This window comes from Halostella salina (assembly GCF_003675855.1).
Taxonomy (GTDB): Archaea; Halobacteriota; Halobacteria; order Halobacteriales; family Natronoarchaeaceae; genus Halostella; species Halostella salina.
Map to the genome: position 1 here is coordinate 306,135 of NZ_RCIH01000005.1, position 11,547 is coordinate 317,681.

Below are 11,547 nucleotides of genomic sequence, written 5' to 3' on the forward strand. Positions count from 1 at the left end.
ATGCCGACCCAGCGCGAACGACCAGCGAACCGATGACCGAAGACGAAGGCAGTGGTGTCGACGCGTCGCAGTCCGACGACGACGGCCGCCCCCTGTCGGCCTACCTCGGCGTTGCGGGGCTTGCGAGCCTCTGCTGTGTCGGCGTCGGCACCGTCGTCGGCAGCGCGGCCGTGGCGGGCGGAGCCGGAACCGTCACGGCGGCGGCCGGCGGCGCGAGCGCCGCGGGATCGCTGATAAGTGGTCTCGTCACGCTCGCGACCGTCGCTGTCGTGGGGCTGGTCGTCCGCTGGCGGGTGCGGCGCTGACTGTCCTACAGGTAGCCGAGCAGCGTCCCGACGAGCACGAACACCCACAGGCCGGCCCCGCCGAGTAACATTCGGTTCCAGCGCGTCTTCTCGGTCCCCTCGTGTGCCGCCCCGCCGGCGATCAGACCCAGTGCGAGGATGACGACGACGCGCTGGAGCACCACGTCGACGGGGAGCGTCGCGATGCCGAGGTAGCCGTAGTCCAGCCAGATGGCGACCGAGAGCGCGACCGACGCCGTCACGGCGGCGTCGAACTGGCGGTCCAGCCCGGACGCGAGCAGGTACGTCGCGACCGGGATGCCGAGGCCGATCACGGGGTACAGCAGCGCGGCGATGGCGTGCATCGACAGCATCGGCGCGTTGTTCTCCAGATACACCCCGCCGAAGCGTACGCCCAGCAGGAGGGCAACGATCACGGCCCCGAGGATGCCGTGCCGGAGCGTCGTCCGCGCCCGGACCGCGTCGAACTCCTCCAGCACGTCGTCGGTCAGTCGCGACCGGACGGTCGAGCCGATCCCGGACTGCCCGAGGCCGAGCATGACCGGGAGAAGGTAGGCGAGTTCGATCACCGTCGCCCAGCCGTCGGAGTCGGAGGGGCCGCCGTTGTCGAGGTAGATCCGGTAGACGCCGTCCTCGGTGACGAACGGCTGCCCCATGAACTCCTGTTCGACGTACGACTGGGCCTGCTCGGAGCTGTCGACGCGGTGGCGCAGCGTGAACCAGTCGAAATGCTCCTTGTGGGCCTGCATGACGACCCAGTCCTCGCTCTCGTTCGGACTCTCGTACATGCGGACGTGGATCCGCGAGCCGTAGTAGTCGCCGGTGTGGAACTGCGTCGTCTCGGTGACCCAGCGTCCCTCGCCGTCGCCGCCGGGGTCGAGGTACGCCCACCGCGTCGCGCCGGTGGTGCGGTCCCACGCGGTGGTCGGGCTGATCTCCTCCAGGAACGAGCGGTTCGCCGAGGCGTTGGTGTCGTTGGCCGCGGTCGCGTTGCCCGCTCGCGGCGTGGCGTTCTCCCCGGAGGCGTTGCCGACTATCGTCCCGTTCGCCGCGACAGATTCGTTGACGACGGTGCCGTTCCGGAGCGTCTCGTTGTCGCCCTCGACTATCGGGCGGCCGCCAAGGTCCTCCTCGTCCGCCTCGGTCTCGTTCCACTGCGTCGCCGTCTCCTCCTGCATGATCCGCATGACCTCCGAGGTGTTGCCGACGACGACGAGGTTTATCGGGCTCCGCTGGGTGAACCGCGGCCGGGAGTTGAGATAGGGGTAGAAGCCGCTCTCGGTGCCGTTCGGCGAGACGAGTTCCGGGGCCGGGTCGTGTGTCGGCGCCACGTCGTCGGCCGTCAGCGGCGCGAACAGCGAGAGCCCGCCCGCGGCCACCAGCGCGATCAGCGCCAGCGCCGCCGCCACCGTGATCCACCGTCGCATTCGAGCGCTCTAGCACGCGAGAGGGTATAAGCGGATCCGCGGTCGCCGCCTCCGTTCACTCGACCCGCGAGGCGACGTACTTCGAGACGTGGTCGTCGGTCCGGCGCTTGAACCCGGCCTGCCGGGCGAGGCGGTCGAGTTCCCGCGAGACGAGGCTGCCGTACTGGACCGCCTTCTTCTCGCGGAACGCGACGCGGTCGGGGACGAACGCCCGGGCTGCGAGACGGAGCGCGCGCTTTCGCTCGCCGCGGTCGTCGACGAGCGCGTCGCCCGGCAGCGCGAGCGCGGCCCGCACGACGCGGTCGTCGAGCATCGGCGCGACCGGCTCGACACCGGCCGCCCGGAGCGCCAGCACGTCCCGCTCTAGCTGGTCGGGGAGCGTGCCGAGCAGTTCCCGGCGCGCGCCGCGAACCGTGTCGGCCTCGACACGCGGGTCCTCCGGCGCGCGGGCGACCTTGGCGTAGCCGCCGAACAGTTCGTCCGCGCCCTGGCCGACCGCGAGGCGGCCGTAGCCGTCGGCGGCCGCCCGCTCGGCGACGAGATAGAGCGGGAGCGCGATGCTCACGTCCATCGCGTTCGTCCGCCCGGCGGCGCGGGCGACTTCGGGGACCGCACGCTCCAGGTCGTCCGGAGTTAGTTCGACGACGCGCAGGTCCCGCCCCATCGCGTCGGCGGCGTCGCGGGCGGCCGCGACGTCGTGACTCTCCGGGAACCCCGCGACGTACAGCGGTGCGTCGAGGCGGCTGGCGACGACCGCGGAGTCGACGCCGCCGGAGAACGCGACGGCGGTGGCAGCCTCTGTCCCCCCGTCCGCGGCGGCCACCTCGTCGAGCGCCCCAGTGAGCGCCTCTCGGAGCGAGACGACGGCCTCGCGCTCGTCGGTGACGGGATCCGGGTCCGGCAGGCTCCAGACGCGCTCCGCGGCGGTCGGGTCGTCCACCTGCCCGGCGTGGCCCGCCGGGAACGGCTCCGGATCGGCCAGTTCGCCCGGCGCGAACGCCCAGTCGTCGCCGTCGAAAAACAGCGGTTGCCGGCCCAGCACGTCGCGGACGAGGCGGCCGTCGACCGCGCCCGCGAACCCGCGGGTGCCGGGAAGTGGGTCGTCCTCGTCTAGCGCGCGGCGGACCGTCTCGGCGGTCGCGCCCCGCAGCGTCATCGCAGCAGCGAGAACAGCCCGTTCTTGACGCGGCGCGTCGCCCCCCCGGCGGCCTGCCGGAAGCTGATGTGCCAGGGCGTCCGCTTGCCCTCGACCGTGGTCCGGCCCTCGCGGATCGCGTCCAGTATCGCGTCGACGCTGCGCTCCTCCGCGCCGATGCGCGTGACCGCCTGCCCGACCATCTCGCTGATGTGGGCGTCGCTCCCGGCGGTCATCGGGATTCCGCGCTCCCGGGCGAACCGCTCGGCCTGCCGGTTCGCCCGGCCGGTGAGCAGCCGCGAGTTGTACACCTCTATCGCGTCGGCCTCGGCCAGCGCGTCCTTCGAGATGTTGGCGAGGACGCCGTGGCGGGACTCCTGGAACGGGTGCGGAACGACGGCGATGCCGCCCAGATCGCGGATGCGGTCCAGCGACTCGTCGTACGGCAGCCCCTCGGGCACGCGCTCCTCGACGCCGAGCGCGAGAACGTGCCCAGCGGCGGTCGACACCTCCATCCCGGGGATGCCGACCAGCCCGTACTCCGCGGCGCGCTCGGCGGCCTCCAGGCTCGCGTCGATCTCGTCGTGGTCGGTGACCGCGAGCGCGTCGAGTCCCACCGCGTCCGCCTGCTTCAGCAGGAGTTCGACCGGGTCCCGGCCGTCGTACGACAGCGACGAGTGGCAGTGGAGTTCGGCCGACAGCACGGGTCGGGCTTCGCAGGCCCGTGGCAAAAGCGCCTCGGTACGGAGTCGGTCGTAGTCCGTCCCGTTTTGGGGATATCCGCATCGTCGGCCGCTTCGCCGTTTCGTTGCGATCCGGAACGCGGCAGATCGATACGGTACCGGCCCCATCACACCGACCACGAACGACGTATCCGATTCCTTTAGAGTCAGTTATATTATTAGCTATTCCTCAAAACTTTTTTATTTATATGCTCTAGCTATAACTTGCAATGGAAGAAAACTCATCTAAAAACAGGAGAAACGTCCTCAAATCGATCGGTGCCGGTATCGGTGCCACCGGATTCGCCGGACTCGGTGCCGCCAGCGACGACGACGGCACGACGGATCAGACCGTCGACGTACACACCGAGACCCTGAGTGCGAAGGAGACGAACGCGTACTTCGGGCAGGCCCAGCGGACCGAGACCACGCGAGCGCTGAAGGAGTTCCTTCGGGAGGAGGGCCTCCACGCCGACCGGACCCGCCTGACCGGCACCCGGGTCAACGCGGACTTCGTCTCGGAACACGTCTCGCTCAAGGCGCCCTTCCAGTCGAGCGAAGACACGACCGAGGGCTATCTCGACCTGCGTGTGTTCGACGACAGTGCCGTCACGGCGAAGGCGTATGTCGACGGGACGGTCTACGTCGCCGACCGCTTCACGCTCCGCAGCGACGGCGCGGACGTGATGACCGAACTCGACCGGGAGCAGTTGACCCAGTCGGCGGTCAGCACACAGGTCACCCGTAACTGCAGCGCTACGTACACGTTCAACGGCGACGGCTACGGCTGTAAGATCCTGCAGGGGCTCGCTGCCGTCGGGGCGTCCGTGCTGATGCTCGTCCCCGAACCGTCCTCGACCGCGATCGGCACGGTCGCACTCACGGGCATCCTCGGCGGTGGCTGTACGCTCTTCGAGGCCGTGAACAAGTACTTCGACGACTGCGACGTGGGGAAGCTCCGGCTCTGTGTCGTCCAGCCCTGTACGATCTGTACCCCGTCGCTGTATCTCTACCCCGTCGACTGCGCCTGACTCGTCAGCCGACGAACCGCATCCTCCCTAATACTGTCGTAACAAAACGGACCGAAACCCGCTCAAACCCCGCGAAATGAACTACCCCAAGACGGACACTCGATCCATGGAACGGTACAGACTGGCACTGTTGTTGATACTCGTCGGCGTCGGCCTAGAGAGTCTGACCACGCTCGCCGCCAACGCGGTCGGCGAACAGGGAGCGTTCCTCGAATCACCGCTCGTCACCGGCCTGGCAGGAGTGATCGTAGTCGCCGGAGGTGGGCTTCTCCTCTGGGACCTCCTCTAGTAGGCCTCCCCGGCCCCGAGCGGTCACCGATTTTCGGCTTCGATCCCGCGCCCGGACGGTGAGCTTTGCGTTCCCGACTCGGGTCGGGCCTGTCCGTTGCTTGCCACCTATCCTGCCTGTCTCTCCCGAGTCGACTCAGTGGCCCCCTCGCCGCCGGACGTTCACCGACCGTGCGAAAGTACGGGTGATACGCAGCACGGACGACTGCGACGCCGGCCGTTCATGCTTGCACCGTCGTTCCCGAACCCCGTCCGCACGAGTCCGCCCGCCCGGAAGTGTGCATATGCCTGCACATGGAAAGGCATTAATCAGGCGTGTCTGTACAGAGAAGTGAATGAGCCTCTCCGATCGAGACCGCGAACTCGTCGTCGCCGAACTCGGCCGCGAGCCGACGCCCGCGGAGGCCGCGCTGTTCGAGAACCTCTGGAGCGAACACTGCGCCTACCGGTCGTCCCGCCCCCTGCTGTCGGCGTTCGACAGTTCTGGCGAGCAGGTCGTGATCGGTCCCGGCGACGACGCCGCTGTCGTTGCCCTCGATGACTCCACCTACATCACCATGGGCGTCGAGAGCCACAACCACCCCTCCTACGTCGACCCGTACGACGGCGCGGCGACGGGCGTCGGCGGCATCGTCCGCGACACGCTGTCGATGGGGGCCTACCCCATCGCGCTGGCCGACTCGCTGTACTTCGGGGACTTCGACCGCGAACACTCCCGCTACCTGTTCGACGGCGTCGTGGAGGGGATCGGCGACTACGGCAACTCCATCGGCGTCCCGACCGTCGCCGGGAGCGTCGCCTTCCACGACGACTACGAGGGCAACCCGCTGGTCAACGTCGCCTGCGTCGGCCTGATCGACGACCCCGAGCGCCTCGTCACCGCCGAGGCACAGGAGCCGGGGAACAAGCTCGTCCTCGTCGGCAACGCGACCGGCCGGGACGGCCTCGGCGGCGCGTCCTTCGCCAGCGAGGACCTCTCGGAGGACGCCGAGACGGAGGACCGCCCCGCCGTTCAGGTCGGCGACCCGTACACCGAGAAGCTGCTCATCGAGGCCAACGAAGCGCTCGTCGACGAGGGGCTGGTCGAGTCGGCCCGCGACCTCGGTGCGGCCGGCCTCGGCGGAGCCTCCAGCGAACTCGTCGCCAAGGGCGGTCTCGGGGCCGAGATCGAACTCGACCGCGTCCACCAGCGCGAGCCGAACATGAACGCCATGGAGATCCTGCTCGCCGAGTCCCAGGAGCGGATGTGCTACGAGGTCGCCCCCGACAACGTCGACCGCGTCCGGGAGATCGCCGAGCGGTTCGACCTCGGCTGCTCGGTCATCGGCGAGGTGACCGACGGGAACTACGTCTGCACCTTCGAAGACAGCGAGGCGCGACGCGCCTCGGACGAGCCGAGCGGCGAGGACGACGAGCCGCGAGGCCGCGAGACCGTCGTCGACGCCCCCGCCGAGTTCCTCGGCGACGGCGCGCCGATGAACGACCTGCCGAGCGAGGCACCGAGCCAGCCCGAGACCGACCTGCCCGAGACCGACCTCGGCGAGGCGTTCGAGGCCGTCGTCGGCAACCCGAACACCGCCTCGAAGCGCTGGGTGTACCGCCAGTACGACCACGAGGTCGGCGTCCGGACGAGCGTGCCGCCGGGCGACGACGCCGCGGTACTGGCCGTCAGGGAGGCAGACACCGGCCTCGCCATCTCGGCCGGTGCGGACCCGAACTGGACCGACGCCGCGCCGTACGACGGGGCCCGCGCCGTCGCGCTGGAGAACGCCACGAACCTCGCCGCGAAGGGCGCGACGCCCCTGGCCGCGGTCGACTGCCTCAACGGCGGCAACCCCGAGAAGCCCGACGTGTACGGCGGCTTCAAGGGGATCGTCGACGGGCTCGCGGACATGTGCGCGGCGCTCGACGTGCCGGTCGTCGGCGGCAACGTCTCGCTGTACAACGACTCGCCCTCGGGACCGATCCCGCCGACGCCGACGCTCGCGATGACCGGCACGAAGGACGGGTACGACGCGCCGCCCGCCGCGGCCGCGCCCGAGGGCGACCTGCTCGTCGTCGGTGACCCGGCGCTCGACGGCGAGGACGTGGCGCTCGGCGGCTCCGAGTACCTCGCGCGGTTCGGCGGAAGCGACGGGTTCTCGGCCCTGCCCGACGACCCCGCCGGCTTCGTCGCGGCGCTTGCCGACGTGGCGGACCACGACGCGACGCTCGCGGTTCACGACGTCTCCCACGGCGGCCTCGCGGTCGCGCTGGCCGAGATGGTCTCCGGCGAGGCCGGACTGGACGTGACGCTGCCCGAGGACGCCGACCCGACGGCCGCGCTGTTCCACGAGCGCCCCGGCCGCGCCGTCGTCCAGACGACCGACCCCGACGCCGTCCGCGCGGCGTTCGACGGGAGCGCCCCCGTCCACGCGGTCGGGAGGGCGACCGACGACGGCGCGCTGTCGGTCTCGGTCGGCGACCGCGAACTGACGTACGACGCCGACGACATCGCCGCCCTGCGGTCGGTCGTCACCGACGCGATGGGCTGATCTCGGGGCCGACAGCAGGACGTACCCGGCGGACAGCCGTCATTTTCAAATACGCCGGTCGATATCCTTGAGATAATGTGCCGGGACTGGGGAGTGGTGTCGCCGTGACCGACGACCCCGTCGTGCTCGTCGTCGAGGACGAGCCCGACCTGGCGGATCTGTACTCCTCGTGGCTGGCCGACCACTGCACCGTCAGGACCGCCTACGACGGGCCGGAGGCGCTGGACGCGATCGATGCGGACGTCAACGCCGTCCTGCTGGACCGCCTGATGCCCGGCCTCTCCGGCGACCGTGTGCTCGACGCGATCCGCGACCGTGACCTTGACTGCCGGGTGGCGATGGTGACGGCGGTCGAACCGGACTTCGACATCATCGGCATGGGCTTCGACGACTACCTCGTCAAGCCAGTCTCGCCGGACGACCTCATCGACACCGTCGACCAGTTGCTCCTCCGGTCGACGTACGACGCTCAGATCCAGGAGTTCTTCGCGCTCGCCTCCAAGCGCGCGCTGCTCGAATCACAGAAACCCGAGGCCGAACTCCGGGCCAGCGAGGAGTACGCCCGTCTGGAGGACCGCCTCGCAGTGCTCCGCGAACGGGTCGACGACACGGTCGCCCAGCTATCGGGGTCCGACGACTACGAGCAGGCCTGCCGCGACATCACGCAGGAGGAGCCTACCTGAAATCCGGGTCCAGCGTCGTGACCGCCGACACCTCGAACCGGAGCGTCCCGGCCGGCGTCGTCGCCGTCGAGAACTCCCAGCCGTGGGCGCGGGCGATCTCCCGGGCGATCGCCGGGCCGACCGGCCCGGCGTCCGGGTCCGTGATCCGCTCCCGGTTCTCCGCCGCCGGCACGTCCACGCGGTCCACGAAGAAGCCGTCGCTGTAGCCGCCGTCCGCCACCGAACGGGCCGTCGCCTCCGCGAGCAGGCCGATCCGGGCCTCGGCGCGCTCGCCGTCCGGCGACCAGCGGAACAGCCCCTCGAACAGTCGGACGAGCCGCTCGCGGTCCGCCCGGAGCGTCGCGTCGTCGTCGACGGTCAGCGACAGCCCCGACACGGGCACCGTGTCGTCGTCGATGACGTTCTCGCCCGCTTCCTCGACCACGTCCGCGACGCGTTCCTGCGTTCGCGGCCCGAGCGACGACCGGGCCGTCGACAGCTCCGCGGCGTCGTCGACGAGGCGGTCCGCGACGGCGAGCGTCTCCCGGAGTTCGCCCGCGCGGTCGGCGTCTACGTCGGCGTCGTCGAGCGCACCAAGCGTCTCATCGAGCCGAGCCGCCACGTCGCCTTCGAGCAGTTCCTGCAGTGCACCGAGGCGCTCGCTCTGCCGGGAGATGGCCGACTCACGCTCGGAGAGCAGGCGCTCGCGCTCCGCCCGGTCGAGTTCGAGCTCGGCCTGGGCCGCGAGGATCTCCGTCAGCTCGCGGTCCCGCTCGTCGAACGCGCCGACGGTCCGCGCGCCCGTCATCAGGACGCCGTGGGAGCCGATCGGCGCGATGATCTCGCTCCGGATCGGCGTGTCGGGGTTGTACGTGTCGGCCGCCTCCCGCACGTCGTCGTACAGCGCGGACTCGCCCTCGTGGTACGCGTTCCAGACGAGCCCCTCGTTGCGGCCGAACTTCGGCAGCCCGCCGATCAGTTCGTGTGCCCCCGCAGTCGCCGCCACGGGGTCGAGGCTGCCCTCCTGCTCGTCCAGCAGCCACACGCCGCTGACGGGCATGTCGAGCAGTTCCGACGCCGTGTGGACGGTCACGGCACAGACCTCCTCCGGCGAGTCCGTCTCGTACAGCTGGCGGGTGACGCCGTGGAGCGACGTGACGACGCGCTCGAACTCCCGCCGGTCGGTCACGTCGCGGATCACGCCGGCGACGCCGTCGCCGTCGGTGCCCGGGATCCGGACCAGGCGCATCTCGCCGACGTGGGTCGACTCGTCGGCCATCTCGAACGTCGCCTCGACGCGGCGCTCCCCGTCGGTCCCCTCGCGGAGGGCGGCCATCGCGTCGACCAGCGCCGCGGTGCTTTCCTCGTCGATAGTCGCGACGCGGTGGAGCGCGGCGACCGGCGTCCCCACGAGGCGGTCCTGCGGGACGCCGAACGTCGCCTCGACGGCGCGGTTGACGTACGCGATCTCGTCGTCGGCGTTTATCGTGACGACGCCGTCGTGGACCGCCTCGACGATGGCGGCGTGCTGGTCGGCCTCGGCCTCCCGGCGCTTGCGCTCGGACACGTCCCGGAGGTACACCGACAGCCCCGTCTCGGAGGGGTACGCGCGCACCTCGAACCACGTCCCGATGGGGTTGTAGAACGTCTCGAACGCCACGTCCTCGCCCTCGTCCATCGCGTGGTGGAACTGGTTCGGGAACGGCGTGTCGGCCGTCTCCGGGAACACGTCCCAGATCACCCGGCCCTGCAGGCCCTCGCCGTCGCGGTCCAGCAGCTCGCGGGCGCGGTCGTTGAGGTAGGTGAACCGCCACGCGTTGTCGAGCGCGAAGAATGCGTCCGCGACCCGGTCGAGTATCTCCGGGGCCGTCGGCTCGTCCGCCGTCATGTCGTTCCCTCCGTGGGGGCCCGCGCCGGGACCGACGGCGCGGCGACCGTCCTCATCGACACTCGCTACGGACGGGGGCCACTTACCTTTCGTGGCCGCGGATCGTCGACCGGGTTACGGCCGTCCGTCCGTCACCGTTCCGGGCGCGGTGCCGCCTCGTAGCGCGCTATCTCGTCGGTCTTCTCGACGGCGGCGTACGTTGCTTCCAGCGTCTCCTCGGCCCGGAGCAGGCCGTGGCGGTCGAGGAACTCGCGGCCGTCGTCGGTGAGCCCGTAGAACACGTGGGGCCGGTCCCGGCTCCGGCGCTCGGGCGGGAGTTCGACGCGCTCGACGACGCCGACCTCCTGCAGCGCCGACAGGTGCCCGCGGATGGTCGAGTCGCTCTTGCTCGGGTTGACGTAGTCGAGTTCCCGCAGGGTCGGCAGCCCCTCGGGATGGCCGAGCACGTCCTGCAGGAGAGCGAAGCGCGTCTCCTGCGTGACGACGTTCAGGCGCTCGCGCTCCCGGTCGACCCCGCCGGCTGCCGCGTCGGGTCGGCTCATATCTACGTATCGTTCCGCCTCGTGTTTAACCGTTGTGGTGCAAACCACATTGGTCTAAACCAATGTGGTAACCGATCCGGTTACCGGATCGGTCTCCAGATCAGTAACCACATCGGCTGCCGGATCGGTGACCGACCCGGTCACCTGACCGCTTTACTTTCGCCGCGAACCGGGGGATTATTTACCGGTCGTTCGAGTGGACGACCCATGAGCGACGATCCACCGGACCGGCCTGATCCGCCGGACCGTGCCGACGCCGCCGATCCGCCGGACGGCTCGGAGCGACCGGACCGACCCGACCGGTCGGACCGCCCCGACCCACCCGACGGCGACGCGCCGCCGACGCCCGGCGAAGTCGCCGACCGCGCGGCCGACCACCTCCACGAGGGGTCCCTGACGCCGGAGGAGTACGAGCGACTCAAGGGCTCGGTGGCTGAACTGTCGCCGGTTTTCCGCCATGACAGCACGTACTTCGTCCTCGGGAGCTACGGCGACCCCGAGATCCGGCGGCTCCAGCTGGTCAAGGACCGTCTGAACCGCCGCCGGGACGCCTACGCCTTCCTGATGGTCGACGTGCGCAGGGAGTGGACGAACACCTACCTCAAGTTCCGGATCCTCGCGGACTACGTCGACACGGTCGTCGGCGTCGCCGAGCACGACCGCAGCGGCTTCCTCGTCGAGCAGGGGCTGTTCGTCGCCGACGAGGCGTACTTCCGGAAGACCCACGTCTGCAAGCGCGAGTACGACGGAATCGACGCTGACGACCTCGACACGGACGCCGACCCCGACGACCCCTACAGCGGAATGCAGACGCCCATCTTCGAGATGCTGGACGACGCCGGCCGCCTCCATCGCTGGACGACGGAGTCGGACCTTGAGGACTGCGTCGCGGCGATCGACTGACGGCGGCGACGGAGCGATAACCTACTCCGCGGCCGGGAGCGCGGCGCGAGCCACTGCGGCGAGCGCCGCGCGACCCACCGGGAGATCTTCGATCTCCCGAGCCCTGCCCC

Annotated in this window: 11 protein-coding genes; 6 read left to right on the forward strand and 5 right to left on the reverse strand. The window is 70.2% G+C overall.

The window, feature by feature from the left end; translation table 11 throughout:
- Window positions 1-32 precede the first annotated feature (32 nt).
- On the forward strand, window positions 33-305 hold the full coding sequence (locus D8896_RS12120; RefSeq protein WP_205596815.1) for a hypothetical protein: 273 nt from the start codon (window positions 33-35) through the stop codon (window positions 303-305).
- A gap of 5 nt (window positions 306-310) precedes the next feature.
- Here D8896_RS12120 and D8896_RS12125 read toward each other — a convergent pair whose 3' ends face one another.
- Genes D8896_RS12125 through D8896_RS12135 form a run of 3 tightly spaced genes read right to left on the reverse strand, consistent with a single transcriptional unit; the run spans window position 311 to window position 3,571 of the window.
- Entirely contained in the window at window positions 311-1,732 is a 1,422-nt protein-coding gene (locus tag D8896_RS12125) for a hypothetical protein (protein WP_121822361.1), read from the reverse strand.
- Between the two features lie 55 nt (window positions 1,733-1,787).
- Complete coding sequence (locus D8896_RS12130) at window positions 1,788-2,882, reverse strand: asparagine synthase C-terminal domain-containing protein (protein ID WP_121822382.1); 1,095 nt, start codon at window positions 2,880-2,882, stop codon at window positions 1,788-1,790.
- Between the two features lie 2 nt (window positions 2,883-2,884).
- Window positions 2,885-3,571 (reverse strand): PHP domain-containing protein, encoded by a 687-nt coding sequence (locus tag D8896_RS12135; RefSeq protein WP_121822362.1) that lies wholly within the window; start codon window positions 3,569-3,571, stop codon window positions 2,885-2,887.
- Window positions 3,572-3,819: 248 nt separating this feature from the next.
- On the opposite strand from D8896_RS12135, the gene D8896_RS12140 reads away from it, so the two are divergent.
- The 4 genes from D8896_RS12140 (at window position 3,820) to D8896_RS12155 (ending at window position 8,125) form a co-directional block, all read left to right on the forward strand.
- Entirely contained in the window at window positions 3,820-4,620 is an 801-nt protein-coding gene (locus tag D8896_RS12140) for a hypothetical protein (protein WP_121822363.1), read from the forward strand.
- A 106-nt stretch (window positions 4,621-4,726) separates the two neighbouring features.
- A complete protein-coding gene (locus D8896_RS12145; RefSeq protein ID WP_162991549.1) occupies window positions 4,727-4,909 on the forward strand; it encodes a hypothetical protein in 183 nt (60 codons plus the stop codon).
- Window positions 4,910-5,243: 334 nt separating this feature from the next.
- Window positions 5,244-7,442 carry a phosphoribosylformylglycinamidine synthase subunit PurL gene (purL, locus tag D8896_RS12150; protein ID WP_121822365.1) on the forward strand — a complete coding sequence of 733 codons (2,199 nt, stop codon included), beginning with the start codon at window positions 5,244-5,246 and terminating at the stop codon, window positions 7,440-7,442.
- Between the two features lie 104 nt (window positions 7,443-7,546).
- The gene (locus D8896_RS12155; RefSeq protein ID WP_121822366.1) at window positions 7,547-8,125 is read left to right on the forward strand and encodes a HalX domain-containing protein; all 579 of its coding nucleotides are present in this window, start codon (window positions 7,547-7,549) and stop codon (window positions 8,123-8,125) included.
- Here D8896_RS12155 and D8896_RS12160 read toward each other — a convergent pair.
- Together D8896_RS12160 and D8896_RS12165 are read right to left on the reverse strand one after the other, a co-directional pair.
- On the reverse strand, window positions 8,118-9,992 hold the full coding sequence (locus D8896_RS12160; protein ID WP_121822367.1) for a PAS domain-containing protein: 1,875 nt from the start codon (window positions 9,990-9,992) through the stop codon (window positions 8,118-8,120). The two genes, D8896_RS12155 and D8896_RS12160, sit on opposite strands and share 8 nt — an antisense overlap.
- Before the next feature lie 131 nt (window positions 9,993-10,123).
- Window positions 10,124-10,534 (reverse strand): helix-turn-helix domain-containing protein, encoded by a 411-nt coding sequence (locus tag D8896_RS12165; protein WP_121822368.1) that lies wholly within the window; start codon window positions 10,532-10,534, stop codon window positions 10,124-10,126.
- 207 nt (window positions 10,535-10,741) lie between these two features.
- Here D8896_RS12165 and D8896_RS12170 point away from each other — a divergent pair, with 207 nt between their 5' ends.
- A complete protein-coding gene (locus tag D8896_RS12170; protein WP_240452024.1) occupies window positions 10,742-11,437 on the forward strand; it encodes a hypothetical protein in 696 nt (231 codons plus the stop codon).
- Window positions 11,438-11,547: the final 110 nt, after the last annotated feature.